Origin of the sequence: Thermithiobacillus tepidarius DSM 3134 (genome assembly GCF_000423825.1) — a bacterium.
Taxonomy (GTDB): domain Bacteria; phylum Pseudomonadota; class Gammaproteobacteria; order Acidithiobacillales; family Thermithiobacillaceae; genus Thermithiobacillus; species Thermithiobacillus tepidarius.
Window position 1 is genome coordinate 1 of record NZ_AUIS01000011.1, and the last position, 17,757, is coordinate 17,757.

Sequence of the window (17,757 nt, forward strand, 5' to 3'; positions counted from 1 at the left end):
AAGCCCGAGAGCTTGCCGGCCCACGGCGGATCGACCTGGCGGACGCTGCCATCGGGCAGCTTTACCCGGGGGACACGCACTTCCAGGAAGCACTCGTGCTGGAAGAAGTTCAGGTGCCGGTAACGCTTGGCGACGGTGTCGTGAACCGGATGCTGGCCCTCCACGCCAGCCAGCGCGAAGCGGCTGCCGGCAATGAAGTCCACCCGGATGGTGAGCGTCTTGGCCGCCAAATCGAAGTCCGCGCCCGTCACCTGCCACGGCGGAGAGACCCCCAAGGCAGCCTCAAACAGCTTGTCAGTCATACCCGATCCCGTACCTGCTCAGGTCCAGCTTACCCACTCGAAATTGAAAAGAGGCATTTTTTTTGATGGGAACCGCTGTGGGTGTGCTGGCAGATGTGCTTTTGTCAACTTATCACGGCTTTCAGTTGTTCAATGCGTCCGCGGGTAATATTGAGAGTTTCAGAGGTGGCTTCTATCCGACCAAAATAGTGGATCCGCTGCTGAATGGTCAGCTCTTGATGTTTGCTGCTTTGGCGTTTTTGGCCTTTTATTTCAGGAATGGTCAAAAATATTTCTTGGGCTTTGCCTTGGTCGCTTTGGCTGGATCTGTCGCTTCCGGGTCACGCGGACCCTTGCTCGCTCTCATTCCAGCGCTCCTGCTGCTGATTGCGTTGCACTGGCGCGAATTCGCCCAAGTGCACAAGCGCGGCTTGCTCATGATGATAGGCTTTTGCGTGCTTCTCCTTTTTGCCTCTTATGATTACATCTTTGCAAGATTCCTTTCTGCTTATCAGGATGTGGTGAGTTTCCAAAGCGGCAACTTCAGCACGTCTGTCGGTCAGAGGCTAAAAATGTGGGAGATCAGCCTTGGATTACTGAATGAAAACATGGCGAGCTGGATCTTCGGGGTTGGATTCGATGGCTTTTCCCTGCGCTTGTCGGCATTGGTAGAGCAAGGGGGCTTGCCGGAAAGCATGCTGGAGTTTAACCAGCCGCACAATCTGCTTCTGCTCTTGCTCCTACAAGGTGGTGTCCTGCTGCTCGTGATCATGCTGTGGGCAGTGCATAGAATTTATGTGATGGCTCGGCACAGCGTCTATAAAAATGCTTTGGCTGGTATGGCTCTCGCGGTTATAGTGAATGGTGTTTCGAGCACTGATGTGGTAGGTCGTCAGCTATTGCTGGGGTGGTTTGCTGTATTGTTGGGATTGATGCTCAGCAGTAAATACGCGACAGCCAAGTCAGAGCAGTGCTAGCACTCTCCGTCGTCTACATCACCCGCAACGCCGCCCGTTGCCTGCGCCAGAGCCTGGCCAGCGCCAAGGCGCTGGCGGCGGATCTGGTGCTGGTGGACTCGGGCAGCACGGACGAGACGCTGAATATCGCGCAAGACTTCGGCGCGCGCATCTTCCAGCGCGAGTGGCCGGGCTTCGGGCCGCAGAAGCAGTTCGCGGTGGAGCAGGCGCGGCATGACTGGGTCCTGGTGCTGGACGCGGACGAAGTGCTGCTGCCGGAAGCCGTGCCCGCCATCCGGGCGGCGCTGGCGAAGGAGCGCCTGCCGGCCGGCTTCCGGTTGCCGCGGCGCAACTTCTTCCATGGCAAGCCCATCCGCTTCGGCGACTGGGGGCGGGACCGGGTGCTGCGCCTGGTGGACCGGCGCCAGGGCCGCTTCAGCGCCGATGCGGTGCACGAGCGCTGGGAAACGGCCGGCCCGGTGGCCGATCTGCATGCGCCGCTGGCCCATTATTCCTTTGAAAACTACAAGGCCATGCTGGCCAAGCTCGATCAGTATTCCGACCTCAATGCCGCCAAGCTGGTGGCCCGCGGCCGCCAGGTGCGCCCGCACGAGCCGCTGGCCCATGCCATGGCCGCCTTTTTCAAGGGCTACGTGTTGCGCCTGGGCTTCCTGGACGGCTCGGAAGGCGCCGGCATCGCCCTGACCACCGCCCTGGGCTCTTTCATGAAATACGCCAAAGCCTTGGAAATGCAGGAGCGCAATTCCCGATGAAGCTGCTGGTCGTGAAGCTGTCCTCCCTGGGCGACGTGATTCATCTCCTGCCCGCCTTGACGGACTTGCACCGGCGCCTGCCCGCCGTGCGGGTGGACTGGCTGGTGGAGCCGGCCTTTGCCGAGATGCCCGGCTGGCACCCGGCGGTGGAGCAGGTCATTCCAATCGGCCTGCGGCAGCTCAAGAAAAGCTGGTGGCGGGCGCCGGCTGAATTGGCGCGGTTGCGCCGGCGGCTGCGGGCGGCGCGCTACGGGCGCGTGATCGACGCCCAGGGACTGATCAAGAGCGCGGTGCTGGCGCGCCTGGCCGGCGCGCGCGTGGGTGGGCTCGATGCCCGCAGCGCGCGCGAGCCCCTGGCCGGCCGCCTCTATCACGACGCCTTCCCGGTGTCCTGGGAGCAGCACGCCATCGAGCGCAACCGCCAACTGCTGGCCCAGGCCTTCGATTACGCGCTGGAGGGCTTGCCCCTGGACTACGGCTTGGATGCCTTCCGCGGTCGGGCGTTGGCCGAGCCGCTGGAGGAATTGGCGCCCTTCGTGCAGCGGCCCTTTCTGGTCGGCCTGCACGGCACGACCTGGGACACCAAGCACTGGCCGGAGATCTACTGGCATCAGCTCGCCAAGATCTGCACCCTGCAAGGATTGCGTTTGCTGCTGCCCTGGGGCAATGCCGCCGAGCGCGAGCGCGCCCTGCGCATCCAGGCCGCCAATCCCGCCAGCGCCATGGTCCTGCCGCGCCTGCCGCTCGGTCGCCTGGCGCGCCTGCTGGTGCGCGCCGAAGGCTATGTGGGAGTGGACACGGGTTTGGCCCATCTGGCCGCGGCTCTCGGGGTGCCGGGCGTTTCCCTCTACGGGCCCACGGACCCCGCGCGCACCGGCGTGCGCGGTCCCGGCCAGGAGCAGTTGGCCAGCACCCTCGAGTGCGCTCCCTGCCTGCGGCGCCGCTGCCCGCTGCCGGCCACCGCCGAGGGCCTGATCCCCTGTCAGGCGGCTCTGCAGCCCCAGGAGGTCCTCGATGCCCTCAACCGTCTGCTGCTAGATTGAGTTTCATCATGCCCAGCAATCCCTTGCCTTTGATGACACCCGCCGAGCGCCTGCGCGCTCACTTGCGGGTCTTTTTCGTGGACCACGGCATCTTCCGCAGCCTGTTCTACGCCAACTTCCACCGTGTTTCGCCGCGCGCCTTCCGCTCGGCCCAGCCCTCGCCGCGCCAGCTCCGCCGCTGGCAACGCCGCCACGGCATCCGGACCGTGCTCAACATCCGCGGCAGCGGCTGGCACGAGGCCCACGTGCGCCTGGAGGCGGAGGTCTGCGATGCCTTGGGCGTGCATCTGGAGTCGGTCCATGGCTTCGGCTCCCGCGATCTGCCCACCCGCGAGGACCTCAACAAGCTGCCGGCGCTCTTCGAGCGGCTGGAATATCCGGTGCTGTTCCATTGCAAGTCCGGCGCCGACCGCGCCGGCTTCCTGAGCGTGCTGTACCTGCATCTGCGCGAGGGCGTGCCGCTGGAAGAGGCCCGACGCCAGCTGCGCCTCTTGCCCTTCGGCCACATCAAGCACGCCAACACCGGCATCCTGGACTTCTTCTTCCAAAGCTATCTCGCCTATGCGGCGCGGCATCCGGGCACCGATTTCCTGACCTGGGTCAACACGGCCTACGAGCGCGAGGCCCTGCTGCGCGCCTTCCGGCCCTGGTACAGCCTGAACTGGGTCACCGACAAGCTGCTGCGCCGGGAGTGAGCGGCGTGCGCCCGTGAACCGCATCACCTACGCCTGGCTCCTGCGCCTGGCCAGTCCCTTCCTGCTCGTCTATCTCGCCGGCCGCGCGCTGCTGGACCGCCGCTATCGCGACCGCTGGTGGCAGCGCTTCGGCTTCGTGCCGCGCCAGCCGGGCCCGCTGATCTGGGTGCACGCGGTGAGCGTGGGCGAGGCACTGGCGGCGGTGCCGCTGGTGCGCGCCCTGCGCGAGCGCTATCCGCATCACCAAGTGCTGATGACCACAGTGACGCCCACGGGGGCGGAGGTGGTGGCGGCGCGCCTGGGCGATGCCGTGCAGCACGTTTACGCGCCCTACGACCTGCCGGGCGCGGTGCGGCGCTTTCTGCGGCGCACCCGGCCGGCGCTCGGCATCGTCATGGAAACCGAGGTCTGGCCCAACCTGTACCACTACGCCGCCCGCCAAGGCGTGCCCATGGCCCTGGCCAATGCCCGCCTGTCCGACCGCTCCACCCGCGGCTATCGACGCTTCATTCGCCTGATCGGCCCGGCCCTGCGGCAATTGAGCCTCATCGCTGCCCAGAGTGAGGCCGATGCCGAGCGTTACCGCGCTCTGGGCGCCGAGCACGTCTACGTCACCGGCAATCTCAAGTTCGATCTGCCGGACCAGCGCGAGCACTTCATCCGCGGCCGCGCCCTGCGCCGGCAGTGGGGCGCGCGGCCGGTCTGGGTCTTCGGCTCCACCCACGCCGGGGAAGAAGAATTGGCCCTCGAAGTGCTGGCCCGGCTGCGCCGGTGCTTCCCGGATCTCCTGCTGGTGCTGGTGCCGCGCCATCCGCAGCGCTTCGACGGCGTGGCCGAGCTGCTCCGGGCGCAGGCACTGCCTTTCGTGCGCCACAGCCGCCGGGAGGTGCCGGGACCCGGTGATGCCGTGCTGCTGGGCGACACCTTGGGCGAGCTGTCCGATCTCTACGGAGCGGCGGACGTGGTCACGGTGGGCGGCAGCTTCGTGCCGGTGGGCGGCCACAACGTGCTGGAGGCGGCGGCCCTGGGCAAGCCGGTGAGCTTCGGACCGCACATGCACAATTTCCGCGAGATCAGCGCCAAGGTGCTGGCCGCCGGCGCGGGTGCGCAGAGCATGGACGCCGCGGCGCTGGAAAGCCAGTTGGCCCGCTGGCTCGCCCAGCCGGGCGAGGCGGAGGCGGTCGGCGCGCGGGGGCTGCAGGTGGTGGACGAGAATCGCGGCGCCCTGGCCTGGACCCTGCGGCTCCTGCCGCTCGCCCCGGACTAGCTCCACAGCATGAAAAAGGCCGAGCGTCCACAGGGACGCTCGGCCGGCCGGGAGCCCGAACCCGCGGGCGGGTCAGGCGCGCATCTTGCGGTAGATGAAGAGCAGCAGCAACGCGCCGAGGATGGCGATGACCATGCTGCCTATGGTAAAGCTGTTGGCCGAGCCCAGACCCAGGGCGCTGGCAATGAAGCCGCCAATCAGCGCGCCGGCAATGCCCAGCAGTATGGTAATGAAGATGCCGCCGGGGTCACGGCCGGGCATGATCCACTTGGCCAGTGCGCCGACGATCAAACCGAAGATAATCCATCCAAGAATGCCCATCAGTCACCTCCTTTTCTAGAGAAGCTCGTCTCAGTTCGAAACCGCGTGACTGCCGTGCGTCGCGGCATGGCCCCTCGGCCGCCAAAACCGCTCTATGCCTTGGAATGGGTTTGTGGAACTGGAGTTCACGAAACCGGCCATAGGGCTGATACGGCCGGCTGCCCCATCGCCCGCAGGTCGGCATCCCGACACTGCTCAGCATTGCGTCTGTGGCTCTCGTGCGGCGCTGGCTGGAGTCGACGCGCCGTGTCGCCCGGCCGCGCATGGCCTGAAAGCCGCATCCGCTGCTCATCAAATGGCGCCTAATCACCCACTACGTAGACTTCGTCGATCACCTCGGAAACGCCTGGGACGGCCTCGATGCTTTGCAGCAGGCTGTCGAGCGCTTCCAGGGAGTGGACCTCGCCGCGCACCGTGACAATGTCGTCGACTACCGAAATGTCGAGCTGCTCCTCGTCGAATTCGCCAGCGGCGCGGACCGCATCGAGCACATCGCGCAGCAGATCCTCGCTCTGCGCCCGGGCCTCGTCAGGCGCGGGCAGCATGTCCTCGCGCTCCAGCCCTTCGGTTTCCGCCAGGATGACGCCTTCGTCCTGATCCTCGCGCTCGTCGAAATGGGCATCGGGCACCGGGGTCTCGGGCGGCTCGTAGGACAGACCCTCTTCGGCGGCGGCCAGGTAATTGTCCGTGGTGCCGGAGGGCGGGTCCTCCAGCAGGTCGCCCGTGTCCTCGGATGGCAGCGGCATGCGGCGGCCCGTTTCGTCGCGCTCGCCCTGGGCCTCCAGCCAGCTGTCGCCGGGCAGGGGCTCGTCGTCCGGCAGGTAGTCCTCATCCTCGGGCAGGTAGTTTTCGTCGCGCGGCAGGTGGCCGCCGACCACGGCGTTCGGCGCCTCGGGCGTGGTCGGCTCCGGCCGTGAGGGATCCTGGTTGCGTCTCTTGACCATGGCTTGCTCCTTTCCCGTTGTGTGGATGTGCAAGATGGGTGATGTCTTAGGCATCATTCTCAGCACCCGGTTCATTCTGGCGGCAGTCGCCGCCTTCGGGTATGGGACGATGGATGCAAGCGACCGCTGGCGCGCGGATCAGCGGATGAGGGCGGAGACAGCCTTAAAGGCGGGATGGCGGGCGTCGCCCAGCCACTCGAAGAGAACGGATTCCAGGTTGCTGACGATGACCCCGGCCTGGCGCAGGCGGGCCAGGGCGTTGCGCTTGTGCGCCGGGCTGCGGGAAGCGACCGCATCCTCGACCACGAAGGGCGCGTAGCCCTGCTCTAACAGATGGAGAGCGGTCTGCAGCACGCAGATGTGCGCCTCGACGCCGGCAATGACGACGCAGCGCCGCTGCTCGGCGGCGAAGGCTTGGTCCACCGCCTCCACGCCGCAGCAGGAAAAGCGGGTCTTGGCTACGGGGGCGGTGGGCAGGTGCGCGCGCAGGGCGGCGGCGGTGGTGCCCAGGCCCTCGGGGTACTGCTCGGTGCCGAGCACGGGGACATCCAGGAGCCGGGCCGCCTGCGCCAGGATGCCGGCGTGCTGCAGCAAGCTCTGGCGCGTGTCGCGCACGATGCCGGCGAGCAGCTTGTCCTGCAGGTCGACGAGCAGAAGCAGGGAATCGTCGGCGCGGGCGAGCAGGGGAGCGGCCATGTCAGTAGCGCGGGGTGCCGGGGTCCGCTTCGAGCGACCAGGCATCGATGCCGCCATGCAGGTTGGTCACCTGGAAGCCGTGATGCGCCAGATAATAGGCGACCTGCATGCTGCGCACGCCGTGATGGCAGTACACCACCACCTCGCGTTCGCGCGGGATTTCCTCCAGCCGGGCCGGGATCTGGCCCATGGGGATGAGCCGGCTGCCGGGAATGGCGGCCAACTGGTGTTCCCAGGGCTCGCGCACGTCCAGCAGGAAGGGAACGTCCGCCTCCTGGAGCCGCTCCCGCAGTTGCGCCGGGCGGATGTGCTGCATCAGAAGACGAAGGCCCGCTCTTCTTCGACGTTGCGCAGGGCGGGGACGTCCGTCTCGAAGAGATCCTCTTCCTCGAAGGCGTGCTCCGCTACGCGCGTGACGCGCTTGGCGTTCATCACCGGCGACTCGCCGATGATGGCGATCAGCCGGCCGTTGATGGCGAGCGCCTCCCGGAAGGCGGCGGGCAGCCGCGGCATGGAGCCGGTGATGACGATGGCGTCGTAGGCGGCATGGAAATCCCAGCCGCGGGCGGCATCGCCGGTCTCCAGGGTGACATTGTCGATGCCGTGGGCCGCCAGTTTGGCCTTGGCGGACTGGCTGAACTCGGCGACATCATCGACGGAGAACACGTGTCCGGCCAGGCTGGCCAGCAGGGCGGTGAAATAGCCGCTGCCGGTGCCCACCTCCAGTACCTTGTCGGCGGGGCGCAAGTCGAGCTCCTGCAGGATGCGCGCCTCCAGCTTGGGCGTCCACATCACCTCGCCGTTGCCCAGGGGGATCTGAAAATCCGCGAAAGCCATTTTGCGATAGGCGGCCGGCACGAACTCCTCGCGCTTGACCCGGGCGATGGTCTCCAGCACATCGTTGTTCAGCACTTCCCAGGTCCGGATCTGGGACTCGATCATGTTGCGGCGGGCAAGCTCAAAATCCATGGCACCTTCTCTGAAAATGATTGACGGGATGAAGCTCAGGATGTGCTGCTCGGGCCAGCATCCCCCATGTTGAAATCCTTGAAATTAAGCATTCGTCCCGCCCAAAAGTCAATGCGCACCCCCGTGCCACCCCTGGATTTTGTTGACAGTCATGGGCGCCTTGAGTACCGTTTAGCTGACGTTGGGGGAGCCCCTCGGGGCTGAGAGGCGCCATGCGCTAACCCTTTGAACCTGATCCGGGTCATGCCGGCGGAGGGAAACGGTCGCACGCCGCTCTTTGGGCCTGTCGGCTTGCCTCCGCTCGCGATCCCGAGCCCTTCACCAAGGAGGCCGCCGTGGCCACGAATCCGCAACATCTCAAAGTCGACGAAGCCAGGCTCCACGCCATCACCACCGGGCCGTTGCCGGCCTCGCGCAAGATCTACGTCCCTGGCAGCCTCCACCCCGAGATCCGCGTGCCCATGCGCGAGATCAGCCAGACCCCGACCCGCGTCGGCCACGGCGCCACGGGCGCGGACGAGCCCAATCCGCCGGTGGTGGTCTATGACGCCAGCGGCCCCTACACCGATCCCGAAGCCCGGATCGACGTGCGCGAGGGCTTGGCGCCGGTGCGCGCGAGCTGGATCGCGGCGCGCGACGACACGGAGGAGTTGGCGGAGATCAGTTCCGCCTACGGCCGTCAGCGCCTGCACGACCCGACCCTGGACGCCCTGCGCCTGAGCCGCGCCCATCGCGTCCGGCGGGCCAGGGCGGGCGGCAACGTCACCCAGATGCACTATGCCCGCCAGGGCATCATCACCCCGGAAATGGAGTTCGTGGCCATCCGCGAGAACCAGCGCCGCGAAGCCCTGGCCGAGCTGGCGCCGGCGCTCTTGAAGCAGCACCCGGGCCAGAGCTGGGGCGCCAGCATCCCGAAGGTCATCACCCCCGAGTTCGTGCGCGACGAGATCGCCCGCGGGCGCGCCATCATACCCGCCAACATCAATCACCCCGAGCTGGAGCCCATGATCATCGGGCGCAACTTCCTGGTGAAGATCAATGCCAACATCGGCAACTCCGCCGTCACCTCCAGCATCGAGGAGGAGGTGGAAAAGCTGGTCTGGGCCATCCGCTGGGGCGCGGACACGGTCATGGATCTGTCCACCGGCAAGAACATCCACGAGACCCGCGAGTGGATCATCCGCAACTCGCCCGTGCCCATCGGCACCGTGCCCATCTACCAGGCGCTGGAAAAGGTGGGCGGCAAGGCCGAGGACCTCACCTGGGAGATCTTCCGCGACACGCTGATCGAGCAGGCGGAGCAGGGCGTGGACTACTTCACCATCCATGCCGGCGTGCTGCTGCGCTACGTGCCGCTGACCGCCAAGCGCGTCACCGGCATCGTTTCGCGCGGCGGCTCCATCATGGCCAAGTGGTGCCTGGCCCATCACCAGGAGAATTTCCTCTATACCCATTTCGCCGAAATCTGCGAGATCATGAAGGCCTACGACGTGTCCTTCAGCCTCGGCGACGGCTTGCGGCCCGGCAGCGTGGCCGATGCCAACGACGAGGCCCAGTTCGGCGAGCTGGAAACCCTGGGCGAGCTCACCAAGATCGCCTGGCAGCACGACGTGCAGGTCATGATCGAAGGCCCCGGCCACGTGCCCATGCACATGATCCACGAGAACATGACCAAGCAGCTGGAAGTCTGCCACGAGGCGCCCTTCTACACCCTGGGGCCGCTCACCACCGACATCGCGCCCGGCTACGACCACTTCACCAGCGGCATCGGCGCTGCCATGATCGGCTGGTTCGGCTGCGCCATGCTGTGCTACGTCACGCCCAAGGAGCACCTGGGCCTGCCCAACAAGGATGACGTCAAGGAAGGGGTGATCACTTACAAGATCGCCGCCCACGCGGCCGACCTGGCCAAGGGCCATCCCGGCGCGCAGATCCGCGACAACGCCTTGTCCAAGGCGCGCTTCGAGTTCCGCTGGGAGGATCAGTTCAACCTGGGCCTCGACCCGGAGCGGGCGCGCGCCTACCACGACGAGACCCTGCCCCAGGAGGGCGCCAAGGTCGCCCACTTCTGCTCCATGTGCGGCCCCCACTTCTGCTCCATGAAGATCACCCAGGACGTGCGCGACTACGCGGACAGCCTGGGGGTGGCGGCCGAGGAGGCCCTCCAAAAGGGCATGGAGGTGAAAGCGGTGGAGTTCGTGCAGGCGGGGGCGGAGATTTACCGGAAGGTGTAGCGGTGTTCTCTTGGCTTAGGGCGGGCGCTTTGCGGGCGCCCGCTTTTTTGTTGGAGCCAGGTTTGGAATGGACTGCCTTCGCAAGCCGGGTCTCCCATCCGTCTTGACCTGGAGACCCATGCGTTGCCGGGATGGTAGGAGCGGGCTTGCCCGCGATCCGGTAGGCCGGCTGCGCGCCGCGAAGCCCAACATGGGTTAATCTAAGGAGCGGGCTGCGTCCGCGAGTGGGTTAGACACCGGAGGCCGCCCGGCGGCAACCTGGTTTCTTTTGCGCGTTCAAAGGAAGCAAAGAAAGCGCAGCTTCGCGAGGCGTAGCCGAGAGAGATCGCAACGAACGGTAAAACGAGCACAGCGAAGTTTACCGCTGCGCTGTCGGCGCCTGCGGCGCCTCACGAAACGGGCAATGCCCGTTTCGTGAGCGCAGCGAAAGCGACCAACGGGAGCGGCAAAACGACCTGCGGGAGTTTCGTGAGCGCAGCGAAAGCGACCAACGGGAGCGGCAAAAGCGCCTCCCGTAGTCCCGCCCCGCGCCGGCGAGCGCGCGTGGCACGCGCTGCGCTCAGACCGCCGTGCGCTGCTTCCCCGCCGCCCCGGCGCGACAAGGGGGTGGAACGGCAAAAACCCCAAATCTATTGGGCTTCGCTGCACTCAGCCCAACCTACCATCTGCACTTTGGGGCAGGCCATGCCCACGCCCCGGCACCCTCTCCTTGCGGGAGAGGGCAGGGTGAGGGGGCGGCACGGCGAACGCCCGATCACCGCCCTGGGATCGTGCTGCCGCCGGCCGTAGGAGCGGGCTTGCCCGCGATTCGGTGGTGGCCGCTCCCGTCGATCGCGAGCCAGCTCGCTCCTGCACGTCCTCACCGGCACCCGCTCAGCATCCCGCGAACAGCTTCTCCCGGCACATCCCGCTGCTAGCGGGGCGCTGCTGCTTCGGATTTTTCGGTTTGCGACAGTTGCGCCAGGCGCTGGCGCAGGAAGGCGGCCACGCCACTGTCGGGGGGCAGGCGGTGCAGTGCCGCTTGCAGCAGTTCCCGGGCCTCACCGGGGCGATCCAGGTCGGCCAGGGTCAGGCCCAGGCCCATCTGCCACTGCACGTTGCCGGGCGCCAGGCGCAGGGCTTTTTCGTAGGCGCTGGCCGCCAGCGCCAGTTGGCCCTGCTGGCGGGCCACGGCGCCGAGCAGGCCGTGATAGGCGGGGTTGGCGGCGGGGGCCGGGCTCAATGTCGTCAGGATGCGCAGGGCCTCCCGTTCCTGCTGGGTTTCCGCCAGCAGGCGTGCCAGGAGGATGCTCAGCTCGGCGTTCTGCGGCTGCAGTTGCCGGCCCTGGCGCAGCAGGCGGATGGCGTCATCGCCCTGGCCCTCGCGCCACAGGAACAGGGCCAGCTGGCTGCGAGCACTGGTAAAGTCCGGGTCGAGCGCCAGGGCGCTTTCCAGTTCCTGGCGGGCGCCCGCCGGATCCACCGCCAGCTTGTCCATGGCGCTGGCGTAAGCCTGCCGAGCCCGGTCGTGGGAAGTTTCCGACGGGCGCTCGACGTCCACCGGGATCGGCCCGCTCTGCCGCAGCGGCTTGGCTTCCGCGGCCGCCAGCGGCCGGGGAGCGGCGTGCGGCTGTGCGGCGGAGGGGCGGGGGCGTGGGGCAGGCGTGGCCGCAGGCCTTGTGCGGGCGACTTTTGCCGGTTTCGGGTCGGCGGCCACTGGGGTAACAGTCGCCGCTTGGTCCATTGGCACCGGTGCCGGCTCGGGATTGCTGGCGACGGGCGCCTGGGCCGTGGGCGACCGGATCGCCTGTGCGGGCGCCGGCATGGGATGGGGTGTGGGCCTCGATCCCTGCCAGAGCCACACGCCGGCCGAGCCGACGACCAGTGCCAGCAGTCCGGCCAGAGCGAATTTCTTGCCGGAACGAGTCCGGGGGAGCGATGCCTGGGGCGGCAGGCCGGCGGGCAGCGGCCCGCCCTGCGGGGCATTGCGGCGGTCCAGGTCCTTGAGAACGTCGTTGATCAGGCTCATGGGCACTCAGAATGCGGTGAGGCGCCGCCAGAAGCCGACGGCGTGGGCCTGGGGCGTGTCGTTCAGGGCCTGCAGCAGCTCGCGGCGGCTCACCTGGCGCAGGCCGCGCCCGTAGGCGGCGAGCAGGGCCTTGTGGCTCAACAGGTTGATCAGGCGCGGGATGCCGCGGCTGGCACGGTGGAGCAGCTTGAGGGCGCCGGGCTGCAGCAGGTTGCCGCCGCGGTAGCCGGCCAGGCGCAGGCGGTGCTCGATGTAGGCGGCGGTCTCGGCCAGGGTCATGGGCCGCAGGGCGTAGCTGAAGGCGATGCGCTGCTTGAGCTGGCGGATCTCGGGCTGGTCCAGCCTGGTGTCCAGTTCCGGCTGGCCGAAGAGGATGATTTGCAGGAGCTTGCGCTTTTCCGTTTCCAGGTTGGACAGCAGGCGCACCGCTTCCAGGGACTCGGTGGGCAGGGCCTGAGCCTCGTCGATGAGAAGCAGCACCCGGTGCCCGGCCTCGGCGTGCTGGAGCAGGGCCGTGTTGATGGCTTGCAGGGCGCGGTGGCTGCCCAGGCGCTGGTCCAGCTTGAGGGACAGTTCCTGCGCCACGGCTTGCAGCAGCTCCCGCGGCTCCAGTTGCGGGTTGAGGATGTAGGCGCTGATGTACTCGGGGCCGAGGTCCTGGAGGAAGTAGCGGCACAGGGTGGTCTTGCCGGTGCCGACCTCGCCGCTGATCTTGATGAAGCCCTCGCCCGTTTCCAGGGCGAAGCGCAGGGTCTCCAGCGCCCCGCGCCGGCTCTCGTCGGCGAAGAAAAATCCGGTGTCCGGCGTCAGGCCGAAGGGAAATTCCCGCAGGCCGTAAAACTCCAGATACATCAGCGCTCGCCCGCCACGCCGAAGGTCTTGGGGAAGCCGCCCAGGTGGAAGCCGGGATCGCTGTCCTCGAAGCGCGCGCGGGTGGCGCGGATGTCCTCCTCCCACACGCTGGCGTCGTCCACCACTACCGGGCGCAAGAGGATCACCAGTTCGCGCTTGAGCTTCGACTGCTTGGTATGGCGGAAGGCGGCGCCGATGAAGGGAATGTCGCCCAGCAACGGGGTATAGGCCAGGTTTTCGCGCTGGTCTTCGGTCATCAGGCCGCCGATCACCACGATCTGGCCGTTGCGGGCACGCACGATGCTGTCCACCTCGCGCACGTCCGAGGCGGCCAGGGGCAGGTTGTAATTGGCGTTGTTGATGGTGAAGCTGCGGTTGGCCTCGGTGATGTTGGTGATGGCCGGGTGGACGTGCAGGGTGATGAAGCCGTCCTTGTCGATGCTCGGCGTGACGTCCAGCGAGATGCCCGAGAACAGGGGGCTCAGCTTGGGCGTGGGCTGGGTGGTCACGGTGCTGCCGATGGCGCTGGTGGCGGTGGAGGTGGTATCGATGTCGGTGACGAAGAGCCGGTCCGTGCCCACCTTGATCACCGCTTTCTGGTTGTTGACGGTGGCGATGCGCGGGCTCGACAGCACGTGGACCTGACCCTGGCGCGACAGGGCCTCGATCATGGCGCTGAAGTCGGCGCCGTTCCTGATCACCAGGTTGAAGACGCCGCCGAAGGCCTGAACATTGTTCAGGCTCGGCAGGGTGCCGCCGATGTTGCCGGGGTTGTTGGCAGTGGGGGCGGTGCCGTCGCTGCCGGCGAAGAGCCCCGGCCCGCCCACCTGGTTGCCGGTGATCGCGTTGTTGCCGATATTGCCCATGGCATTCCAGTTGATGCCCGCCTGGAAGCCCTTGTTGAGCTGGACCTCCAGGATCTTGGCTTCCAGGATCACCTGGCGCTCGATGCTGCCCTGGATGGCCTGCAGCAGCCGGCCCACGTCGCGCAGCTCCTGCGGCATGGCGCGCACCACCACCACGCCCGACTGGGGGCTCAGAATGACCTGCCGCCCGTCCTTGTTGCCCACGACGGCATCCAGCGAGTCCCGCAGTCCTTTCCAGAAGTCCGTTTCCGAGCTGGTATTGACGCGGCTGGCTTGCAGGGCGCGGCTGGCGGTCAGGGCGGCGCCGGACAGGGTGCCCGGTGCCGCCCCGGCGATGGGCGTGGGCATGGCCGTCATGCCGCCGGGATAGGCGCCGGTGCCCGGCGTGCTCAGGCGGCTGGTGCTGACGTCGTTGGCGTTCACCGACAGGTCGGAGATGCCGCGCCGCTTGATGTCCAGGTAGTTGACCTGAAAGATGCGCGTCTCCAGCTGCGCCGGCTTGATGATGACGCGCTTGCCCTGCACCTCGTACTCATAGCCGTAGGCCGAGCGGATGCTTTCCAGGGCTTCGGGCAGGGTCACCCGGCGCAGGTTCAGGGTCAATGTGCCCTTGACCTCCGGCGACACCACGATGCTGTAGTCGGTGCCGTAGGCCAGCCCCATGAAGACCTGCTCCGCCGGCGCATCCTGCATCACCAGGTTGAAGCGCGGGAAGCCCTTGCGCGGCGCGGGCGCGGCGGGGGCGAGGCTGCTCAGCGGCGGCAGCAGGGCCCGGTCCACCTCCGCCGGCACGGGCGCGGCGGACTGGGTGGGCGCGGCGGGAGCCAACGCCTCGCGCACCATGTCCCGGTTCGGGGATTGGGGCAGGCTCTGGCAGCCGCTCAGAAGCAGGGTAAGGCCGCCCAGGCAGGCGGGCAGGATGCGGGTATGAGTCATGGGGCTTCGCCGGAATGCAATCGGTTGTTGGGCTTCTTGTGTTGCGTCAATTGAGGCCGGTACTGGAAAGCCGGCACTTGCAGGGTCAGGGCGTCATTGGGACCCTGCAGGCGCACCCAGCCGGGGCCGACGGCGCGGATGCGCAGGCCATTGACCGCGTCCCCGACGGTGTAGCTTCGGCCATTGATGATGGCTACGGGCCGCTGCCCTCCCAGGAGCGTGCTGCTGAGCTGCAGTGGGGCGGGTACGGCCTGCGCGGCCGGGACCGCTGGCCGAGCTGCGGGCGGGCGCGTCGGGTCGGTCGGCAGGGTGTCGGCCCAGGCGGGCGCGCTAAAGAGCCCGGCCAGCGCCAGGACGAGCCAGTTTCTCATGGTGCCCCCGCCACCTGGATCGGTGCCCCGGCCGCATCACGGCGGGCGCTGGCGAAGCCGGGGTCGAGCCTGCGGTCCAGCGTGCCCAGCGCAGCCCCGCCGTCGCCCGGCGATTGCGCAACGCCGGCCCCGGCCGCCACGTCCGGCCCCAGGATGTAGGTGTAGGCCACCACCCGGACTTCGCCCTGGGGGTAGGCCTTCGACTGATAATCCAGGCTGCCCCACTCCAGCGGCCAGGGAGATTGCTCCAGGCGCTGGAAATAGCGGTAGGCCGCGGCATAGTTGCCGAGGAAACGCAGCTCCACGCCCTTGCGGTACAGGGCGGGGCCGCTCGGCGTCGCGGCATTGCCTTGGGGGGCGGGGTAGACCTGCTCGGCGGGCAGGCTGTCGATGCCGATCACCCGGATGTCCTTGCGCGTTTCCAGCAGTTGCGCCAGCCAGCGCGCCAGCTCCCGGTCGTCCAGGAACTGCTTGCCGCTGGCCTGCAATTGGGCGTTGACGTCGGCCAGCGCCGCGCGGGCGTGCTCCAGGCGCTGGCGCAGGGGCGAGCGCTGGTCGTCCGGGTCGTTGCTCAAGAGGGCCTGCATTTCCGCGGCGACCAGCGCCTGTTGCGCCTGGGTCTCCTGGACTTGGGCACCGAGCTGCTTGATGTGCCGCTGGATGGGGTCGATGGCGAAGTGATAGCCGCCCAGCAGCAGGGCCGCGGTCAACGCCGCCAGGATGAGCAGGCGTTCGCGCTCGGAGGCGCCGTTCAGGAAGGCTTCCAGGGCCCGCAACTGCTTCATGGGCGGCTACCCGTGCCTGCGGACGGCATCTGTGGCGCCGGCTGCTCCGCGGCCACGCCGCTGGCCAGGCGGAAATGCAGATAGGACGGGCCGACGCCCGGCATTGGTCCGCCATCTGCGGCGGGAACCGCCGGTTCGTTGGCGCTGAAGGCGCGGAAGCGGGCCTGCCGGAAGGGGGATTGGGCATTCAGCGCCTCGATGTAGCCCGGCAGTCGATCCGCCGACAGGGCGCCGCCCTCCAGGATGATTTCCTGCACGCCGCGGGCCGTGTGGATGCGCGTCAGCCAGATCCCCTGGCGGTGGGCGCCCGCCAGGGCGGCCAAGGTGCGGGCTGGGCTGACCTGATCCCGCTGGAGGCGGGTGTCCAGCAGCTGCAGGATGGCGCGGCGGTCCTGGACCTGTCCTTCCAGGCGGGCGATCTCCGCTTCCAGGCTGGCGCGCCGGCCGGCGCCCATGCGCGCCTCCAGGGCGGTGAGCTGCGCCTTGTCCTGGGCCAGGGAGGTCTGCGCCCGCAGCAGGACTGTCTGGGTGCGGGCCTCGGTGCGCTTCAGCAGCACGACGAAGACGCTCAGCACCAGGATCAATCCCACGGCATAGAGCAGCATGAAGCGAGCCGAGAAGATGACCGGCTTGGGAACGAAGTTGTCGGTGTAGAGATTGATGTGCTGGCGCAGCTTCAGCCCGGCCAGCGGGCGCAGGACGATGACCTCGCTCATGCCAGCAGCTCCCGCAACGCGGCGCCGTAGCTCAGCAGGCAGCCGGATGGGGTGGCGCCGTGCGCAGGCCTTTCGACGGCCGGGAAGTCCCGGCACACGGTGCCGGTGAGCGTGCCCAGATAGGCCGCCAGACCGGGGACGTAGAGCCCGTCGAAAATCAGGTAGAGATTGCGCACTGCACCGCGCCGGAAGCGACTGTCGTAGTAGTCGAGGGAGCGCTGCAGCTCCAAGGCCAGGCGTTCCGTGGCGAAGCGCAGGGCGAGCTGGGCGGCGGGCGGATCTTCGCTGTTGTCGTCCAGCAGGCCCTGGCCCGCCAGGTAGCTGCGCGCCATGTCGGCGGACAGCTCCGTCTGCTGCATCACCTGCTCCAGCGCCGTATCCAGACCGAAGGGCAGGGTGCGGCTGAAGAGCAAATCACCCCGGCGGGTGATGGTTAGCAGGGATTCCGTTTCGCCGATCTCCACCACGGCCACGCCCTGCTCGTCTTCCGGCAGGCGCGCGGCCAGGTTGCGCTGCGCTTTTTCGGCGATGTCGATGTAGGCCGGCTCCAGGCCCGCGCCGCGCAGCAGATCCACCCGCTCCTGGATGACGCTCTCGCGGGCCGCGACCACGTAGAGCTGGCGCGCCTCGCCGGCCTGCAGGGGCGGCAGCTCGAAGTAGTCCAGGATGGCCTCGTTCACGGGGAAGTCGATGAGATCGCCGATTTTCCAACGCAGTGCTGACTGGATCTCGGCTTCCGGCACCTGGGGCGCCTCGGTGAGGAGGAGGGCGTAGTCCGGACGATGCAGCACCATCACGCAGGGAGTGCCGGCCAGATGGCGTTCCCGCACCACGCGGTCCAGCAGCGCCGCCAGCGCTTCGCGGGAGACCTGCTGGTCCTTGCTGAGCGGCAGGCGCTCCAGCAGCACGGGCCGGCCCTGCTTGTCCACTTGGCACAGGCACATCTGGGTTGGACGCAGGTCCAAGGCCAGCAGCGATCCGCCCATGGGCTTGCGCAGCAGTCTGCGCAGATCAATCTTCAAAAAATCCAAGTTCATCGCCGGA

Annotated in this window: 18 protein-coding genes, 1 pseudogene and 1 riboswitch; of the genes and pseudogenes, 6 read left to right on the top strand and 13 right to left on the bottom strand. The window is 67.6% G+C overall.

The features are described from left to right. A pseudogene (locus tag G579_RS0107210) lies at positions 1-302 on the bottom strand (ISL3 family transposase); the annotation flags it as partial. A 65-nt stretch (positions 303-367) separates the two neighbouring features. Here G579_RS0107210 and G579_RS0107215 point away from each other — a divergent pair. Genes G579_RS0107215 through waaA form a run of 5 tightly spaced genes read left to right on the top strand, consistent with a single transcriptional unit; the run spans position 368 to position 5,015 of the window. Beyond that, entirely contained in the window at positions 368-1,258 is an 891-nt protein-coding gene (locus tag G579_RS0107215; protein ID WP_028989643.1) for an O-antigen ligase family protein, read from the top strand. Further along, on the top strand, positions 1,252-2,010 hold the full coding sequence (locus G579_RS0107220) for a glycosyltransferase family 2 protein (RefSeq protein ID WP_038018792.1): 759 nt from the start codon (positions 1,252-1,254) through the stop codon (positions 2,008-2,010). The genes G579_RS0107215 and G579_RS0107220 overlap by 7 nt, the downstream gene beginning before the upstream one ends. Next, on the top strand, positions 2,007-3,053 hold the full coding sequence (waaC, locus tag G579_RS0107225; protein ID WP_028989645.1) for a lipopolysaccharide heptosyltransferase I: 1,047 nt from the start codon (positions 2,007-2,009) through the stop codon (positions 3,051-3,053). Before G579_RS0107220 ends, waaC begins: the two co-directional genes overlap by 4 nt. A gap of 8 nt (positions 3,054-3,061) precedes the next feature. After that, entirely contained in the window at positions 3,062-3,748 is a 687-nt protein-coding gene (locus tag G579_RS0107230; RefSeq protein ID WP_028989646.1) for a tyrosine-protein phosphatase, read from the top strand. A 13-nt stretch (positions 3,749-3,761) separates the two neighbouring features. Next, positions 3,762-5,015 carry a lipid IV(A) 3-deoxy-D-manno-octulosonic acid transferase gene (waaA, locus tag G579_RS0107235; protein WP_028989647.1) on the top strand — a complete coding sequence of 418 codons (1,254 nt, stop codon included), beginning with the start codon at positions 3,762-3,764 and terminating at the stop codon, positions 5,013-5,015. Between the two features lie 72 nt (positions 5,016-5,087). On the opposite strand, the gene G579_RS0107240 is transcribed toward waaA, so the two are convergent. From G579_RS0107240 to G579_RS0107260, 5 genes are all read right to left on the bottom strand, one after another. After that, entirely contained in the window at positions 5,088-5,336 is a 249-nt protein-coding gene (locus tag G579_RS0107240) for a GlsB/YeaQ/YmgE family stress response membrane protein (RefSeq protein WP_028989648.1), read from the bottom strand. Positions 5,337-5,638: 302 nt separating this feature from the next. After that, positions 5,639-6,280: a BON domain-containing protein gene (locus G579_RS0107245; protein WP_028989649.1), complete on the bottom strand. Its 642-nt coding sequence runs from the start codon at positions 6,278-6,280 to the stop codon at positions 5,639-5,641. A gap of 138 nt (positions 6,281-6,418) precedes the next feature. After that, a complete protein-coding gene (locus G579_RS0107250) occupies positions 6,419-6,976 on the bottom strand; it encodes an isochorismatase family protein (protein WP_028989650.1) in 558 nt (185 codons plus the stop codon). Between the two features lies 1 nt (position 6,977). Next, positions 6,978-7,292 (bottom strand): rhodanese-like domain-containing protein, encoded by a 315-nt coding sequence (locus G579_RS0107255; protein WP_028989651.1) that lies wholly within the window; start codon positions 7,290-7,292, stop codon positions 6,978-6,980. Continuing rightward, positions 7,292-7,945, bottom strand: coding sequence for a protein-L-isoaspartate O-methyltransferase family protein (locus G579_RS0107260; protein WP_028989652.1), 654 nt, complete (start codon positions 7,943-7,945; stop codon positions 7,292-7,294). The genes G579_RS0107255 and G579_RS0107260 overlap by 1 nt, the downstream gene beginning before the upstream one ends. 173 nt (positions 7,946-8,118) lie before the next feature. Further along, positions 8,119-8,220, top strand: a riboswitch (TPP riboswitch). Between the two features lie 60 nt (positions 8,221-8,280). Here G579_RS0107260 and thiC point away from each other — a divergent pair. Next, on the top strand, positions 8,281-10,179 hold the full coding sequence (gene thiC / locus G579_RS0107265; RefSeq protein ID WP_028989653.1) for a phosphomethylpyrimidine synthase ThiC: 1,899 nt from the start codon (positions 8,281-8,283) through the stop codon (positions 10,177-10,179). A 913-nt stretch (positions 10,180-11,092) separates the two neighbouring features. Here thiC and G579_RS0107270 read toward each other — a convergent pair. From G579_RS0107270 to pilM, 7 genes are read right to left on the bottom strand one after another with little or no spacing between them, the layout of a single operon-like run. Next, positions 11,093-12,187, bottom strand: a complete 1,095-nt coding sequence (locus G579_RS0107270) for a tetratricopeptide repeat protein (RefSeq protein ID WP_028989654.1) — start codon at positions 12,185-12,187, stop codon at positions 11,093-11,095. A 6-nt stretch (positions 12,188-12,193) separates the two neighbouring features. Next, entirely contained in the window at positions 12,194-13,039 is an 846-nt protein-coding gene (locus tag G579_RS0107275) for an ExeA family protein (RefSeq protein ID WP_028989655.1), read from the bottom strand. Continuing rightward, positions 13,039-14,841 (bottom strand): pilus (MSHA type) biogenesis protein MshL, encoded by a 1,803-nt coding sequence (gene mshL, locus G579_RS16450; protein WP_051181088.1) that lies wholly within the window; start codon positions 14,839-14,841, stop codon positions 13,039-13,041. Before mshL ends, G579_RS0107275 begins: the two co-directional genes overlap by 1 nt. Next, positions 14,838-15,212: a hypothetical protein gene (locus tag G579_RS16455; protein ID WP_038018796.1), complete on the bottom strand. Its 375-nt coding sequence runs from the start codon at positions 15,210-15,212 to the stop codon at positions 14,838-14,840. Before G579_RS16455 ends, mshL begins: the two co-directional genes overlap by 4 nt. Next, entirely contained in the window at positions 15,209-15,997 is a 789-nt protein-coding gene (locus tag G579_RS0107290) for a hypothetical protein (RefSeq protein WP_028989656.1), read from the bottom strand. Before G579_RS0107290 ends, G579_RS16455 begins: the two co-directional genes overlap by 4 nt. Then, positions 15,994-16,713 carry a hypothetical protein gene (locus tag G579_RS18220; protein ID WP_028989657.1) on the bottom strand — a complete coding sequence of 240 codons (720 nt, stop codon included), beginning with the start codon at positions 16,711-16,713 and terminating at the stop codon, positions 15,994-15,996. Before G579_RS18220 ends, G579_RS0107290 begins: the two co-directional genes overlap by 4 nt. Beyond that, the gene (gene pilM / locus G579_RS0107300) at positions 16,710-17,744 is read right to left on the bottom strand and encodes a pilus assembly protein PilM (protein WP_162142983.1); all 1,035 of its coding nucleotides are present in this window, start codon (positions 17,742-17,744) and stop codon (positions 16,710-16,712) included. Before pilM ends, G579_RS18220 begins: the two co-directional genes overlap by 4 nt. Positions 17,745-17,757: the final 13 nt, after the last annotated feature.